Source organism: Pseudomonas sp. BF-R-26 (assembly GCF_019947395.1).
GTDB classification, from domain to species: domain Bacteria; phylum Pseudomonadota; class Gammaproteobacteria; order Pseudomonadales; family Pseudomonadaceae; genus Aquipseudomonas; species Aquipseudomonas farris.
Genome location: NZ_JAGYGK010000011.1, coordinates 148688 through 164764, shown reverse-complemented (window position 1 = coordinate 164764; position 16077 = coordinate 148688). Strand labels below are relative to the sequence as shown.

Here is a 16077-nt window from a genome sequence, read left to right as displayed (position 1 = left end):
CCGCCTAGGGTTAGAAGGCAGGAAACAAAGCGGGATTTTCGATTGTTAAAATTACCCTTTAAGGGTAATTTTCATCTCAGAGTTGAAGTGTCTTATGGAAAAGAACACGCCTCATTACGACTTGGCGGTGGTCAAGGCGGAGGTTGCCAGGATGGGGGTCCACGCTTTTACTAACCAAGCGTTGGAGACAGGCCGGAGCATGGGACTCAATTACCAGAACATGCAAAAGGTCATTTATGCATTGGAGGGAAGGATGCTCTACAAATCCATGACCACTTATTTGGATCACCGAACCTGGCAGGACGTCTACCACGCGCAACTTAATGATCAGGAGATTTACATTAAAGTGACCTACTGCCCCGGCGGTGGCGCCCCAGTGATCTCCTTTAAGGAGAAAAATCAATGAACATACGGCAATGCATGAGCTGTGGCGCCCACGACGGCATGCATCACTTCATCGATCGCAGTCTCACCGTCAATTACAAAAAAATGTCGCGACTGGTGCCTGATCTTGCTGGATGGGAGTGCAAGGTGTGCGGTGAAATCATCTTCGATGACACCACAGACAGCGCCCAGCGATATGTCGATACAGGCGACAAGCTGCTGGAAGACTGCTTTCAAATCATGGGGTCCGAGATAAAACGTATCCGCCGCAAATTGCACCTCACACAGAAAGAAGCGGTGAAGCTACTCTCCGGCGGTGGGCACAATGCTTTTTCCCGCTATGAGCGCGGCGAGTTAGCCCCGCCTCAGCCGCTGTTTACGCTGATGCGCTTGCTTGACCGTCACCCACACCTGATGGCCGAGGTGCACGCGCTCAGTGAGGGCGCCGATTTAAAGCAGCTGTTGGCGACACATCATCCGGAACAAGAAACCGTACTGACGCAATAACCCCAGACAAAAATAAACCCGGAACATAGTCCGGGTTTATTTCACTGCCTGGTGCCAATCAATGCAAAATCTGGCTCAGGAACAGCTTCGTACGCTCGTTCTGCGGGTTGTCGAAGAAGTCGTTCGGCGCCGCCTGTTCGACGATTTCACCCTTGTCCATGAAGATCACGCGGTTGGCCACGGTACGGGCGAAGCCCATTTCGTGGGTAACGCAGAGCATGGTCATGCCGTCTTCGGCCAGGCCGATCATGGTGTCCAGAACCTCTTTCACCATCTCTGGGTCGAGTGCCGAAGTAGGTTCGTCGAACAGCATGATTTTCGGTTTCATGCACAGGGCACGGGCAATCGCCACACGCTGTTGCTGACCGCCAGACAGTTGCCCCGGGTATTTATGCGCCTGCTCCGGAATGCGTACGCGCTCCAGGTAATGCATGGCGATTTCTTCGGCCTTGCGCTTGGGCATCTTGCGTACCCACATTGGCGCCAGGGTGCAGTTCTGCAGGATGGTCAGGTGCGGGAACAGGTTGAAGTGCTGGAACACCATGCCGACTTCACGGCGGATCGCTTCGATCTGCTTGAGGTCGTTGGTCAGTTCCACGCCATCGACCACGATGCGGCCTTGCTGGTGTTCTTCCAGACGATTGAGGCAGCGGATGGTGGTGGATTTGCCGGAACCCGACGGGCCGCACAAAACGATACGCTCGCCCTGCTTGACGTTCAGGTTGATGTCTTTCAACACGTGGAACTGGCCGTACCACTTGTTCACGCCCTGCATCTGAATAATGCCTTCGGGGCTCACTGTCTTTTTGATTGCTTCGCTCATCACAAAACTTCCTAAATTAGGTACTGCTTTAGCGCTTGTGGCCAGTGTCCAGCTTGCGTTCCAAATGCATGGAATAGCGGGACATACCAAAACAGAAAATCCAGAACACCAGGGCCGCGAACACATAGCCTTCAGTGGCCATGCCCAGCCATTTCGGGTCGGCGGCGGCTTGCTTGACGCTGTTGAGCAGGTCGAACAGGCCGATGATGATCACCAGGCTCGTGTCCTTGAACAGCGCAATGAAGGTGTTGACGATGCCAGGGATCACCAGCTTCAGGGCTTGCGGCAGAATCACCAGGCCCATGCTGCGCCAGTAACCGAGGCCCATCGCTGCAGCCGCTTCGTACTGACCTTTGGGGATCGCTTGCAGACCGCCACGCACCACTTCAGCGATGTAGGCCGACTGGAACAGGATCACTCCGATCAGCGCCCGCAGCAGTTTGTCGAAGTTCATGCCTTCGGGCAGGAACAACGGCAACATCACCGAAGACATGAACAGCACCGTGATCAACGGCACGCCGCGCCAGAATTCGATGAAGGTCACGCAGACCACACGAATCGCCGGCATGTTCGAACGCCGGCCCAGGGCCAGAACGATACCCAGCGGCAATGCGCCGACGATACCGACGGTAGCAATGACCAGGGTCAGCATCAGGCCGCCCCACTGGCTGGTCGGCACTTCGGTCAGACCAAACCAGCCACCGTGCAACAAGGTGTAGGAAATGATCGGATAGAGCACCAGAAAGCTCAGCCCGTAGACCGCCTTGCGCGGGAAGCGCGAAATGAACAACGGCGCCACACCAATCACTGCCAACCACACGGTCAGGTCCACGCGCCAGCGCAGGTCTGTCGGGTAGTAGCCATACATGAACTGGCCGAAGCGCTGCTGGATGAACACCCAGCAGGCGCCCTCCTTGGTGCAATCGGCGCGAGTGGTGCCGACCCAGTTGGCGTCGAGAATCGCCCAGCTCACGATAGGCGGAACTATCAGGTAAATCAGATAGAACGCGAACAGCGTCAGCAGGGTATTGATCCAGCTGGAGAACATGTGCGCCCGCATCCACGCCACGACACCGATGCTGCTGCTCGGTGGTGGCATGTCGGGTTTGAAAGTATGAGTCGTCATGCGCTTTTCCTCACCGCTCGATCAGCGCAATGCGCTTGTTGTACCAGTTCATCAGCAGGGAAATGCTGATACTGATCGCCAGGTACACGCTCATGGTGATGGCAATGACTTCGATCGCCTGCCCGGTCTGGTTCAGCACCGTACCGGCAAACAACGACACCATCTCCGGATAACCGATACCGGCCGCCAGCGAGGAGTTCTTCGCCAGGTTCAGGTATTGGCTGGTCAGCGGTGGAATGATCACGCGCAGGGCTTGCGGGATGATCACCTTGCGCAGGGTCGGACCGTTGCGCAGCCCCAACGAGTGGGCGGCTTCGGTCTGGCCGTGGCTGACCGACTTGATGCCCGAACGCACGATCTCGGCGATAAACGCAGCGGTGTACACCGTCAGTGCCAAGGTCAGCGCCAGCAGTTCCGGGATCAGCACCCAGCCGCCTACAAAGTTGAAACCTTGCAGCTGTGGCATTTCCCAATGCAACGGAGCGCCGAAGATCAATGCGCACAGCGCAGGGATTACCAGGAACAGCGCCAGGCCTACCCAGAATTTGTGGAACGGTACGCCGGTCGCTTCGAAACGCTTGTTGGCCCAGCGGCACATCAGCACGATCGCGACGATGGCCACGACGACACTCACCACAAACGGCCAGAAACCATCCGCCGCCAACGCTGCGGGCATGTTCAGGCCGCGGCTGCTGACAAAGAAGGTGTCGCCGAAGTTATGGCTGTTGCGCGGCCCTGGCATGGTCAGGAACACTGCGAAGTACCAGAACAGGATTTGCAGCAGCGGCGGAATGTTACGGAAGACCTCTACATACACCGTCGCCAGCTTGGCAATGATCCAGTTCTTCGACAGCCGTGCCACACCGACGATGAAACCGAGGATCGTCGCCAGGATCACACCAATAAAGGTGACCAGCAGGGTGTTGAGCAGGCCGATGACAAACACCCGGGCATAGCTGTCCGATTCGGTGTAGTCGATCAGGTGCTGAGCTATGCCGAAACCGGCACTGCGCTCAAGAAAGTCGAACCCCGAGGTGATGCCCCGGTGCTGGAGGTTGGTTTGAGTGTTGTCGAACAGAAACCAGCCCAGCGAGACCACCGCCACAATGGTGATGATCTGGAATACCCACGCACGCACTCGTGGATCGCTGAGGCTGAGCCTCTGCTTTGGTGCGCCGATTGAATTTTGCATGAAGTGCCCCGGAAATAATGGAACAGAACATCACCCGGTGGTTGGCCCACCGGGTGATAGAACCATCAGCGCACTGGTGGTGCGTATTGAATGCCGCCAGCGTTCCACAAGGCGTTCAGCCCGCGGTCGATTTCCAGCGGAGTGCCCTTGCCGAGGTTTTTCTCGAACACTTCACCGTAGTTACCGACTTGCTTGACGATTTGCACGACCCAGTCTTTCTTCACTTTCAGGTCTTTGCCGTATTCACCGTCAGTGCCGAGCATACGAGCCACATCAGGGTTCTTGGTGGCCTTGGCTTCGGCTTCGACGTTCTTCGAAGTGATGCCTGCTTCTTCAGCGTTGAGCATGGCGTAGCCAGTCCAGCGCACAATGGACAGCCACTCGTCGTCGCCATTACGCACGACCGGGCCCAGCGGTTCCTTGGAAATGGTTTCCGGCAGAACTACGTAGTCTTTCGGCGAGGCCAGCTTGCTGCGCTGGGCAAACAACTGGGACTTGTCGGAGGTCAGTACGTCGCAACGACCGGATTCCAGCGACTTGGCGCTTTCATCGGAGGTGTCGAAAGTGATCGGGGTGTATTTCAGACCATTGCCGCGGAAGTAGTCGGAAACGTTCAGCTCGGTGGTGGTACCGGCCTGGATGCAGATGGTCGCGCCATCCAGCTCTTTGGCGCTCTTGACACCCAGCTTGTTGTTCACCAGGAAGCCGATGCCGTCGTAGTAGGTGATGAAGCCAGGAAACTTCAGGCCCATGCCCGCGTCACGGGAACTGGTCATGGTGGTGTTTCGCGACAGAATGTCGATTTCACCGGACTGCAGCGCGGTGAAGCGCTCCTTGGCGTTCAACTGGCTGAATTTGACCTTGGTCGCATCGCCGAAAACGGCAGCGGCCACAGCGCGGCAGAAGTCAGCATCGATACCAACGATCTTGCCGGTAGAGTCCGGAACCGAGAAGCCCGGCAGACCGTCACTTACACCGCACTGTACGAAACCTTTCTTCTGCACTGCATCCAGGGTTGCACCCGCCTGAGCGAACCCACTGACACCGAGCACTGCGGCTGCAGTCACGATGGCCAGGGTGGATTTCAATAACTTCATTCAAACCTCCAGTTTTGCTCTTGTTGTGTCGGAGCTTGAGCCCTGTCGCACCCTTATGAGGCGTTGTTGACCCGTGTTGGCTTTTTTTAGGGTCAACCGACGCAGGACCGTCGCTATGAGTCTAGTAGGAGAAAATCCACATCATGGACAACTCCCTTCTCACCAATCGGCCGAACGGGCGGTAGCCCTTTCACGTTCGCGAAGCCCGTAGCGGCCTTTGGCGAACATCCATCACCGGATTCTTTGCTATCCCACGACCAGCCGTACACTGATAGTGTTACCGCCAGGCATGAGATTGGTTGCACAGGCTTCCCTATAGCAAACCCCGTACCAGACCGCTCGCCAAAGCGATTCAGCGGCAGGTCAATAGCAAAACTTGTAGCCTTGCGACATCTTCTTAACTGATCAACCCGTTGCGCACTCGAACCTCGCACTTAAATGAGAGCACACGCACAAATATGGAGCACCCATGACCGAGCCCTTGATTCTGCAACCCGTCAAGCCCGCAGACGCCTGCGTTATCTGGCTACACGGGCTGGGCGCCGACCGCTACGACTTCCTGCCGGTGGCTGAAGCGCTGCAGGAAAGCTTGCTGACCACTCGCTTCGTCCTGCCCCAGGCACCGACTCGCGCCGTCACCATTAATGGTGGCTACGAAATGCCGAGCTGGTACGACATATTGGCCATGAGCCCGGCGCGCGCGATCAGTCGCGAGCAGCTGGAAGCGTCCGCGCAACGTGTGTTTGATTTGATCGAAGAGCAGAAGGCCAGCGGAATAGACGCCTCGCGCATCTTTCTCGCCGGATTTTCCCAGGGAGGTGCAGTGGTGTTGCACACGGCCTTTCTGAAATGGCAGGGACCGCTGGGTGGCGTACTAGCTCTCTCTACTTACGCACCGACTTTCAGCGATGAACTGGAGCTTTCCGCCAGCCAGCAACGCATTCCGGTGCTGTCATTGCACGGCCAGTACGATGACGTGGTTCAAAACTCCATGGGCCGGACCGCCTACGAGTATTTAAAGCAACATGGTGTCACCGTGACATGGCAGGAATACCCAATGGGCCACGAAGTGTTACCCGAAGAAATCCGCGACATTGGCGTCTGGCTCGCCGAGCGTTTGCGTTAAAAGCTACCCATTGATCCATCCCACTACGCCGCGCCCGATTCTTGCATTACACTGGCCGGCGTATATTCCTTAATCAATTGATGAGATGACCGTGCTCAAAGCACTCAAGAAAATGTTCGGTAAAAGCGAGACTGAGCAGCTCGCGCCAGTCTCCAGCGCTCCTTCTCATACTCCCAGCCACCGCACCGACGGTAATCAGCCTGGCCGGACCGCAACCGTAGCGGCACCGAAACACGAGCCGGTGACCACACCGACCGCCCCCGCAGCCGAGGCCATCGCCTCTGAGCAGCCGCGCAGCGAAGCCCCGAAACCGGCAAAACCGCGTCGCGAACCAAAGCCAAAAGCGCCGGTTATTCCCTGGAAACTCGAAGACTTCGTCGTTGAGCCCCAGGAAGGCAAAACCCGCTTCCACGATTTCAAACTCGCCCCCGAACTGATGCACGCCATTCAGGACCTGGGCTTTCCGTATTGCACGCCGATCCAGGCGCAGGTGCTTGGCTTCACCCTCGCGGGCAAAGACGCCATCGGTCGCGCCCAGACCGGCACCGGTAAAACCGCCGCCTTCCTGATTTCGATCATCACTCAGCTGCTGCAAACCCCGCCGCCCAAAGAGCGCTACATGGGTGAACCGCGGGCACTGATCATCGCCCCGACCCGGGAACTGGTGGTGCAGATCGCCAAGGACGCAGCCGACCTGACCAAGTACACCGGCCTCAACGTCATGACATTTGTCGGCGGCATGGACTTCGACAAGCAACTCAAGCACCTCGAAGCCCGTCACTGCGACATCCTGGTGGCCACTCCGGGCCGCTTGCTCGACTTCAACCAGCGCGGCGATGTGCACCTGGACATGGTCGAAGTGATGGTGCTGGACGAAGCCGACCGGATGCTCGACATGGGTTTCATCCCACAAGTGCGTCAGATCATTCGCCAGACTCCGCCGAAGAACGAGCGTCAGACGCTGCTGTTCTCCGCGACCTTCACCGAAGACGTGATGAACCTCGCCAAGCAATGGACGACCGACCCGTCGATCGTCGAGATCGAAGCGCAGAACGTGGCCAGCGAAAACGTCGAGCAACACATCTACGCGGTGGCCGGTGCCGACAAATACAAATTGCTCTACAACCTGGTCAACGATAACGGCTGGGAACGGGTGATGGTCTTCGCCAACCGCAAGGATGAAGTGCGGCGCATCGAAGAACGCCTGGTACGCGATGGCGTCAACGCGGCACAACTGTCTGGCGATGTGCCGCAGCACAAGCGCATCAAGACCCTCGAAGGTTTCCGCGAAGGCAAAATCCGCGTGCTGGTGGCCACCGATGTGGCCGGTCGTGGCATTCACATCGATGGCATCAGCCATGTGATCAACTTCACCCTGCCGGAAGTCCCGGACGACTACGTGCACCGCATCGGTCGTACCGGCCGTGCCGGCGCGGATGGCGTGTCCATCAGTTTTGCCGGTGAAGACGACTCCTACCAGCTACCGTCCATCGAGGCGTTGCTGGGTCGCAAGATCAGTTGTGAAACGCCACCGACGCATCTGCTGCGGGCGGTTGAGCGCAAGCGCCCGTAACTCGGGCCTTTCAGAAAGAGGCGCAGCCGGCAACGGACTGCGCTTTTTTTTCGTCCGGCTTTTCAACAGGAGCTTGCTAGAGACGACTAAAAGTCCATAATGGACAAATTAGTTTACTTTCAGCGCCCGGAGCCGACCATGCCCAGCACGCCTTACGTGATCACCCAATCTCAAGCCCGCGAACTGCTGGCACAAGTTGACGTGCCGCAGATCCTGCGCAAGCTGTTCCGTGACCTGGCCGCCGGGCAAGCCGTGCAACCGGCGCAACAGTTGGTGGAATTCCCGCAGGGTGCCGGGGACTTCATCAACTACTTGGGTGTGCTGGGCGAAGACGGGGTATATGGCGTCAAGACCTCGCCTTACATCGTGCGCGAGCAAGGCCCGCTAGTAACCGCCTGGACGCTGCTGATGTCGATGCAGACCGGCCAGCCGCTGCTGCTCTGCGATGCCGGTGAACTGACCACCGCACGCACCGCCGCGACGACGGCGGTGGCGGTCGATGCCCTCGCGCCGCTGAAGGCCCAGCGCCTGGCGATCATCGGCAGCGGCAAGGTGGCCCAGGCGCACCTGCACTACGTCAAGGACCTGCGAGACTGGCAAAGCATCAGCCTCTACTCACCGAGCCTGAGCGACAAGAATCCCGAAGCGTTGGCACAGCTCAAAAGCCTCGATCCACGGCTGACCCTCGCCGACAGTTGCGAAGCTGCGATTCAGGATGCCGACGTGATCATGCTCTGCACTTCGTCTGCCGGTCCGGTGATCGACCCGTCGAACTTAAGCAAACCGGCGCTGATCACCTCCATCAGCACCAACGCCCCACGCGCCCACGAAGTGCCGCCGCAGAGCCTCAATGACATGCAGGTGTTCTGTGACTATCGTCAGACCACTCCGGGTTCGGCCGGTGAAATGCTGATCGCCGGAGAGCAGCATGGCTGGGACAAGCGTTCGATTGTCGGCGACCTGCCCGACTTGCTCAGCGAAAAAGTCCAGCGCCCCGAATACGATCGCACGGTGTTCTTCCGCTCCATCGGCCTGGGCCTGGAAGACATCGCACTGGCCAATGCCCTTTACCAACTACAGCGCTAACACCACAAACCCCTGTAGGAGCTGCCGAAGGCTGCGATCTTTTGATCTTGCCTTTAAAAAGCAAAGTCAAAAGATCGCAGCCTCGTTTCACTCGTCAGCTCCTACAGGGGAACTCCACAATTTCGGCATTTGCGCCCCCACAGGAGACGTTCATGAGCCAGGCAGATTTCATCATCATCGGCGGCGGGATTGCCGGCGCTTCCACCGGTTTCTGGCTGTCGCAGCACGGGCGGGTGATTGTGCTCGAACGCGAATCCCATCCGGCCTATCACTCCACCGGACGCTCGGCGGCGCTGTTCACCGCCGCCTATGGCACACCGCAGGTTCGGGCATTGACTCAGGCCAGCCGCGACTTCTTCGACGCACCGCCGCCCGGTTTCTGCGAACACCCGCTGCTGACCCCGCGCGGCGAGATGACCGTCGACTTCACCGGCGATCCGGCCGAGCTGAGCAATCAATACCTGAGCGCCAAAGCCACGGTGCCGGAAATGCAATGGCTCAGCGCCGACGAAGCCTGTGCGCGCCTACCAATCCTGCGTCGGGAAAAAGTCCATGGCGCGATCTACGATCCGACCGCCAGCGACATCGATACCGATGCTCTGCATCAGGGCTATCTGCGCGGTATCCGACGCAATAAAGGTGAGGTTCATACCGACAGCGAAGTGTTGAGCCTGAGCCGTGATGTCGAAGGGCAATGGCAGGTTCAAACCAACACTCAGACCTTCAGCGCCCCGATCATCATCAACGCCGCCGGTGCCTGGGCCGACAAGATTGGCGAGCTGGCCGGCGCCCAACCGCTGGGCTTGCAACCCAAGCGCCGGGCAGCCTTTATCTTTGCCGGCCCCGAGGGCCTGGATATCCATGACTGGCCAATGCTGGTCAGCCTCGATGAATCCTTCTACATGAAGCCTGACGCCGGCATGTTCCTCGGCTCACCGGCCAACGCCGACCCGGTAGAACCGCACGACGTGCAGCCCGAAGAGCTGGACATCGCCATGGGCATTTACCAGATCGAAGAAGCCACCACCCTGACCATCCGCCGCCCGACCCGCACTTGGGCCGGTCTGCGCAGTTTTGTGCGCGACGGGGATTTGCTGTCCGGCTTCGATCAGCAGGTGCCGGGGCTGTTCTGGGTCGCGGCGCAAGGCGGCTACGGCATCCAGACGTCGCCGGCCATGGGCCAGGCCAGCGCTGCACTGGTACGCGGTGAAGCCTTGCCCGAGCAGCTCACCCGTTTCGGCCTGGACGCCGAGATGCTCTCCCCCGCCCGCCTGAGCTGATCCTGATCCTGCCTCTCAGGTGACGTGTCCACACGATTGCGGCAAACTTCCAGCGCCCCCTTTTTTAACGGGCGCTGACGCTGCCTGGAGTTCCACTGTATGAACGCACCTGAAAAAGACTCGGCCCTGGACGCTACGTCCATGGACAACTTCCGCGCGATTGCCGATGCGATCGCCACGTTGTTCTTCCCTCATGCCGAGGTGGTGCTGCACGACCTGCGCACGCAAAAGGTCGATTACATCGCCAACAACCTGTCCAAACGGGAAATCGGCGACGACTCCTCGCTGGAAGACATGCTCAGCGAAGAGGTCAGCGAACGAAACATCGGGCCGTACGAAAAGCTCAACTGGGACGGCCAGAAGATTCGCAGCCTCAGCAGTGTGCTGCGCGACAGCGAGGGTCGTCCGCTGGCGGTGCTGTGCATCAACCTGAATATCTCGCTGTTCGAGAACGCGAAAGCGGCGCTGGATTTGTTCCTGTCGCCGACCAAGCTGATCCCGCAACCGGACTCACTGTTTCGCGATGACTGGCAGGAACGGATCAACACCTTTCTGCACGCCTGGCTGCGCGAGCGTCAGTTGAGCCTGAACGTGCTGACCCGCGACCACAAACGCGAACTGGTGCTGGCGCTGCACGCCGAAGGCGCCTTCAAAGGCAAAAGCGCCTCCAACTATGTGGCCAATGTGCTGAACATGGGGCGAGCGACGGTGTACAAGCATTTGAAGGAATTGAAGGGCTAAAGATTTGTAGTGAATGTTCCGGCCTCATCGCAGGCAAGCCCGCTCCCACAGTGTCCGTGTCGTGCACAAAACATGAGTACACCGCAGAACCTGTGGGAGCGGGCTTGCCCGCGATGGCGATCAATCAGTCACCGTAGATATCCGACTTGAAATACTTCTGCGAAATCTTCTGATACTCGCCATTGGCGCGAATCTCGTCGATCGCCTTGTTCAGATCCGCCACCAACTGCGTGTTGCCCTTGCGCACGGCAATCCCGGCGCCCTCGCCCACGTATTTCGGATCCTTGAGTTCCGGCCCGACAAACGCGTAACCGGCGCCACGAGGCATCGACAGGAAGTCACTCAACGGGATGGTGTCGGCAAAAATCGCATCGAGACGACCTGCGGCCAGATCCATGTAGATCTCTTCGTTGTTACCGTAGCGCTTGACGTTGATGCCCTTGGGTTCGAAAACCTCGGTGGCGTAACGGTCGGTGGTGGTTGCGCGCTGCACGCCGACATTCTTGCCCTTGAGGCTGGCGTACTGGTCATCCACCACTGCGCCGTCTTTCATCACCAGACGCGATGAGGTGAAGTAATACTTGTGAGTGAAATCCACCGATTTCTTGCGGTCTTCGTTGATGGTCATGGACGATAGCGCCATATCGATTTTCTTCACTTTCAGGGAAGGAATCAGACCGTCGAACTCGCCTTCGACCCACTCACACTTGACCTTCATCTGCGCGCACAGGGCATTGCCGATGTCGTAGTCGAAACCGACTATTTTGCCTTCTTGGGTTTTGGACGCGAACGGCGGATAAGCCGCTTCGATGCCGATGCGCAGGTTTTTCTCGGCGGCGAACAAGCTACTGCACGCCAACAGGCTCAGGGCCAGACCGGTGATGAGGGGGAATTTCTTCATATTCGTTCTCTCGCGGGTTGTTGTTGGTTTGGCAAGACAGAAGAAGCTGAAACAGGGGAAGCACTTTTTTGTACTTATAATTCCATACTGGACTTTTACGTATTATCCGTCAATCGGGCAGACAGCCTTATACCCGGCCTCTGGTCGGGTGCTAGCCAAATGCAAAAAAGGCCGGGTCGGTGCTTCGCAAAACAAGCGAAACACCGACCCGGCCCTCAGGAACCGCCCAGACAGTTATTCCAGCGCGGCAGCCGGCCCGAAGAACTCGTAACGGCTCTGCTTCTCTGGCACACCCAAAGCCTTGAGGTGACGCTTGATCGCCGCCATGAAGCCTTTAGGCCCCAGGAAGTAGGCATCCACATCGCGCTCTTCCGGCAACCACTCGCCAAGTTGCGCCTGGCTCAACAGGCCAACCTTGTCCGCCGCCGGGCTGACGCCATCGTCTTCGGCGTAGCAATAAAAACGCTTGAGCTGCGGATGACGCTCGGCCAGGCCATCGATCCAGTCACGGAAAGCATGCACGCTACCGTTGCGCGCGCAGTGGATAAAGTGCACCGGCCGCTCGGTCGCCAGCGCCGCTTCGAGCATCGCCAGCGTCGGGGTGATGCCGACGCCGCCACTGATCAGCACCAGCGGTTTGTCGCTGGCGGTCAGGGTGAAATCGCCCGCTGGCGGGAACAGCATGATGCTCGCGCCGACGTGCAGTTGATCGTGCAAATGGTTGGAAGCGCGGCCGCCGGTTTCGCGCTTGACGCTGATGCGGTACTGGCCCTTGTTGGCCAGCGCCGACAGCGAATAGTTACGTCGAATTTCTTCGCCATCGAGGATCAGTTTCATGCCGATGTACTGGCCAGGCTCTGCCGCGAGAATCGGGCCCTTGTCCGCCGGTTCGAAGTAGAACGAGGTGATTTCCGCGCTCTCCTCGACCTTGGCCGCCACGATGAACTCCCGCGCGCCACGCCAGCCGCCCGGCGCCTGCGCTTTTTGGTCGTAGATGCTGGCTTCGGCGCCGATCAGGATCTCGGCCAATTGACCGTAGGCCGCGCCCCAGGCACTCATCACTTCAGGCGTGGCAATCTCTTCGCCGAGCACTTCGGAGATCGCTCGCAACAGGCAGCTACCCACAATCGGGTAATGTTCCGGGAGGATTTGCAGTGCCACGTGCTTGTTGATGATCTTGGCCACCAGGTCGCCCAACTGATCGAGCTGGTCGATGTGCCGCGCATACATCAATACACCGTTGGCCAAGGCGCGAGGCTGATCGCCGCTGGCTTGGTGTGCCTGGTTGAACAGCGGGCGGACTTCCGGGTATTCGGAGAGCATCATGCGGTAGAAGTGAGTGATCAACGCTTCGCCGCCGCTTTCCAGCAACGGCACGGTGGACTTGACGATGGCACGGTCTTGAACGCTAAGCATAAGAGCAACCCCTGGGCTTTATATGAATAGCCTTTACGTATCAGTTTCCATGCCAACAGTTAAATCCTTATAAATCATATAGTTAATAACATAGTAGTCATATCGACACGCGACGCTTTATAGTCACACCGACTACACGGAGTCATTATGACTGCAAAATTACTGCTCACGACCCTGCTGCCCCTGGTCTCCGACCTGTCCCGCGAATTGCCTGAAGGCGAACGCTACCGACGCCTGCTCGAAGCCATGCGCGCCCTGCTCCCTTGCGACGCTGCGGCCCTGCTGCGACTCGATGGCGAATGGTTGGTGCCGCTGGCCGTGGACGGGTTGAGCACTGACACCCTCGGTCGACGTTTCAAGATCAGTGAACATCCGCGCTTCGAAGCGTTGCTCAGCAGTCCCGGCCCGACTCGCTTCGCCGCCGACAGCGATTTGCCCGATCCTTATGACGGCTTGATCGATGGCCTGCACGATCACCTGGAAGTCCACGACTGCATGGGCTGCCCGCTGTTTATAGACGAGCGCCCATGGGGTTTGCTGACCCTCGACGCGCTCGACCCTGAGCGTTTCGAACCGATCGAACTGGACGCCCTGCAAGCCTTCGCCAGCCTCGCCGCCGCCACGGTCAACGCCGCCGAGCGCATTGAGCGGCTGGCCAATCGCGTCGAGGACGAACATCAGCGCGCCGAGGTTTACCGTCAGGCCAGCGGCCAACAGAACCGCGAAATGATCGGCCAGAGCAAGACTTACAAACGACTGGTGGAAGAGATCAGCCTGGTGGGCGGCAGCGACCTGACGGTGCTGATCACCGGCGAAACCGGAGTCGGTAAAGAGCTGGTGGCCCAGGCCATCCACGCGGCATCCCCACGGGCCGACAAACCGATCATCAGCCTCAATTGCGCCGCCCTGCCAGACACGCTGGTGGAGAGCGAATTGTTCGGCCATGTGCGCGGTGCTTTCACCGGCGCAACGAATGATCGGCGCGGCAAGTTCGAACTGGCCAATGGCGGCACGCTGTTTCTCGATGAAGTCGGCGAACTGTCGCTGACGGTGCAAGCCAAATTATTGAGGGTGCTGCAGAGCGGGCAATTGCAGCGCTTGGGGTCGGACAAGGAGCATCAGGTCGACGTGCGATTGATCGCAGCGACCAACCGCGACCTGGCCGAAGAAGTGCGCAGCGGTCGCTACCGTGCCGACTTCTATCATCGCCTGAGCGTTTACCCGTTGCTGGTGCCCGCACTGCGCGATCGCGGTCGGGATGTGCTGCTGCTCAGCGGCTACTTCCTGGAACAAAACCGCTCACGAATGGGCCTCAACAGCCTGCGCCTGACCAGCGATGCGCAAGCGGCGCTATTGGCGTATGACTGGCCAGGGAACGTGCGGGAGCTGGAGCATTTGATTGGTCGCAGTGCGCTGAAGGCGTTGGGTAACTGCAAGCAACGGCCGAAGATTCTCAGCTTGAGCGCGGCGGATCTGGACTTGCCCAATGGCAGCGTTGAACCCGCGCCAGAACCGGCGGTTGCTGCGCCGGCGGTTGCATTAATTGCAGGGGATTTGCGTGAGGCCACCGAGCATTATCAGCGCCAACTGATCAGCGCATGCCTGGAACGGCACCAGAACAACTGGGCCAGCGCGGCGCGGGAGTTGGGTCTGGATCGGGCGAACCTTGGACGGATGGCCAAGCGGCTTGGCATGAAATAAGCCAAGATCGCAGCCTTCGGCAGCTCCTACAGGTTTACGCCAATCCCTTGTAGGAGCTGTCGAGCGAAGCGAGGCTGCGATCTTTTGATCTACCCAACATTCATTGGCACTAAAGCCTGCCCCCAACAAGTCGATAACCCGGCATCGATAGCTGTTGGCGATCTTCACAATCGCCCATCACCTTTTTCCACAGAAGGTTTTTATGTCCTCCAACAAAGCCCGCGCAGATTCACTTTCGCTTCTGCTGTTTACCTTGCGCAGCGGCAAGCTGATGGCGATCAACCTGCTGAAAGTCAGCGAAATCATCCCCTGCCCGCCGCTGACCAAGCTGCCGGAGTCGCACCCTCACGTCAAAGGCATCGCCACCCTGCGCGGGGCATCGCTGTCGGTAATCGACCTGAGCCGCGCCATCGGCGAGCGACCGCTGGAAGACCCGAACGGTGGCTGCCTGATCGTCACCGACGTCAGCCGCTCCAAGCAGGGCCTGCACGTTCAAGCGGTGAGCAAGATCGTCCATTGCCTGACCACCGACATCCGTCCACCACCCTTCGGCTCCGGCGGCGTGCGCTCGTACATCACCGGCGTGACGTCGGTCGACGGCACGCTGGTGCAAGTGCTGGACATCGAAAAGGTCATCCACGGCATCGCTCCGGCGCAGATCGAAACGGCCCCGACCGAACTGAGCATGGAAGACGCCGAAGTACTCGGCAACGCGCGGATTCTGGTGGTCGATGACAGCCAGGTCGCCCTGCAACAATCGGTGCACACCCTGCGCAACCTCGGCCTGCAATGCCACACTGCTCGCAGCGCCAAGGAAGCCATCGACTGCCTGCTGGACCTGCAAGGCACCGCCCAGCAGATCAACCTGATCGTCTCGGACATCGAAATGTCGGAAATGGACGGCTATGCCCTCACCCGCACATTGCGCGAAACGCCGGACTTCTCGCACCTCTATGTGTTGCTGCATACGTCGCTGGACAGCGCGATGAACAGCGAGAAGGCTCGACTGGCCGGGGCCAACGCGGTGCTGACCAAATTCTCCTCACCGGAGCTGACCAAATGCCTGATCGCGGCGGCCAGGGCCGTCGCCGAACAAGGTCACTGAGTTTTGGCTGAGGTTTTTT

15 protein-coding genes are annotated in these 16077 nt (G+C 58.8%); 9 read left to right on the top strand and 6 right to left on the bottom strand.

Annotation, left to right across the window (positions count from 1 at the left end):
* Window positions 1-94 precede the first annotated feature (94 nt).
* On the top strand, window positions 95-406 hold the full coding sequence (locus tag KGB18_RS18210) for a type II toxin-antitoxin system MqsR family toxin (RefSeq protein ID WP_223570316.1): 312 nt from the start codon (window positions 95-97) through the stop codon (window positions 404-406).
* Window positions 403-891: a type II toxin-antitoxin system MqsA family antitoxin gene (locus tag KGB18_RS18205; RefSeq protein ID WP_123719450.1), complete on the top strand. Its 489-nt coding sequence runs from the start codon at window positions 403-405 to the stop codon at window positions 889-891. The genes KGB18_RS18210 and KGB18_RS18205 overlap by 4 nt, the downstream gene beginning before the upstream one ends.
* Window positions 892-949: 58 nt before the next feature.
* Here the strand turns inward: KGB18_RS18205 and KGB18_RS18200 are convergent, their stop codons facing one another.
* The 4 genes from KGB18_RS18200 to KGB18_RS18185 all read right to left on the bottom strand — a co-directional run bounded on the left by KGB18_RS18200 (window position 950) and on the right by KGB18_RS18185 (window position 5129).
* The gene (locus KGB18_RS18200; RefSeq protein WP_123719451.1) at window positions 950-1714 is read right to left on the bottom strand and encodes an amino acid ABC transporter ATP-binding protein; all 765 of its coding nucleotides are present in this window, start codon (window positions 1712-1714) and stop codon (window positions 950-952) included.
* A gap of 28 nt (window positions 1715-1742) precedes the next feature.
* A complete protein-coding gene (locus KGB18_RS18195; protein ID WP_123719452.1) occupies window positions 1743-2840 on the bottom strand; it encodes an amino acid ABC transporter permease in 1098 nt (365 codons plus the stop codon).
* Window positions 2841-2850: 10 nt separating this feature from the next.
* Window positions 2851-4032 (bottom strand): amino acid ABC transporter permease, encoded by a 1182-nt coding sequence (locus tag KGB18_RS18190; RefSeq protein WP_123719453.1) that lies wholly within the window; start codon window positions 4030-4032, stop codon window positions 2851-2853.
* A gap of 65 nt (window positions 4033-4097) precedes the next feature.
* Entirely contained in the window at window positions 4098-5129 is a 1032-nt protein-coding gene (locus KGB18_RS18185; protein WP_123719454.1) for an amino acid ABC transporter substrate-binding protein, read from the bottom strand.
* A gap of 469 nt (window positions 5130-5598) precedes the next feature.
* Between KGB18_RS18185 and KGB18_RS18180 the strand changes: the two genes are divergently transcribed.
* The 5 genes from KGB18_RS18180 to KGB18_RS18160 all read left to right on the top strand — a co-directional run bounded on the left by KGB18_RS18180 (window position 5599) and on the right by KGB18_RS18160 (window position 10935).
* On the top strand, window positions 5599-6255 hold the full coding sequence (locus KGB18_RS18180) for an alpha/beta hydrolase (RefSeq protein WP_123719455.1): 657 nt from the start codon (window positions 5599-5601) through the stop codon (window positions 6253-6255).
* Between the two features lie 85 nt (window positions 6256-6340).
* Window positions 6341-7828, top strand: a complete 1488-nt coding sequence (rhlB, locus tag KGB18_RS18175; RefSeq protein WP_223570315.1) for an ATP-dependent RNA helicase RhlB — start codon at window positions 6341-6343, stop codon at window positions 7826-7828.
* A 138-nt stretch (window positions 7829-7966) separates the two neighbouring features.
* A complete protein-coding gene (locus KGB18_RS18170) occupies window positions 7967-8914 on the top strand; it encodes an ornithine cyclodeaminase family protein (RefSeq protein ID WP_223570314.1) in 948 nt (315 codons plus the stop codon).
* Between the two features lie 152 nt (window positions 8915-9066).
* Window positions 9067-10194 carry an NAD(P)/FAD-dependent oxidoreductase gene (locus KGB18_RS18165; RefSeq protein ID WP_123719457.1) on the top strand — a complete coding sequence of 376 codons (1128 nt, stop codon included), beginning with the start codon at window positions 9067-9069 and terminating at the stop codon, window positions 10192-10194.
* A gap of 99 nt (window positions 10195-10293) precedes the next feature.
* On the top strand, window positions 10294-10935 hold the full coding sequence (locus KGB18_RS18160) for a transcriptional regulator (RefSeq protein WP_038981650.1): 642 nt from the start codon (window positions 10294-10296) through the stop codon (window positions 10933-10935).
* 124 nt (window positions 10936-11059) lie between these two features.
* On the opposite strand, the gene KGB18_RS18155 is transcribed toward KGB18_RS18160, so the two are convergent.
* Together KGB18_RS18155 and hmpA are read right to left on the bottom strand one after the other, a co-directional pair.
* Window positions 11060-11836, bottom strand: a complete 777-nt coding sequence (locus tag KGB18_RS18155) for an ABC transporter substrate-binding protein (RefSeq protein WP_201062264.1) — start codon at window positions 11834-11836, stop codon at window positions 11060-11062.
* A 234-nt stretch (window positions 11837-12070) separates the two neighbouring features.
* Window positions 12071-13252, bottom strand: coding sequence for an NO-inducible flavohemoprotein (hmpA, locus tag KGB18_RS18150; protein WP_201062265.1), 1182 nt, complete (start codon window positions 13250-13252; stop codon window positions 12071-12073).
* A gap of 147 nt (window positions 13253-13399) precedes the next feature.
* On the opposite strand from hmpA, the gene norR reads away from it, so the two are divergent.
* Both norR and KGB18_RS18140 read left to right on the top strand, forming a co-directional pair.
* On the top strand, window positions 13400-14953 hold the full coding sequence (gene norR, locus KGB18_RS18145) for a nitric oxide reductase transcriptional regulator NorR (protein WP_201062266.1): 1554 nt from the start codon (window positions 13400-13402) through the stop codon (window positions 14951-14953).
* 202 nt (window positions 14954-15155) lie between these two features.
* Complete coding sequence (locus KGB18_RS18140; protein WP_007905472.1) at window positions 15156-16058, top strand: chemotaxis protein CheV; 903 nt, start codon at window positions 15156-15158, stop codon at window positions 16056-16058.
* Window positions 16059-16077 lie beyond the last annotated feature (19 nt).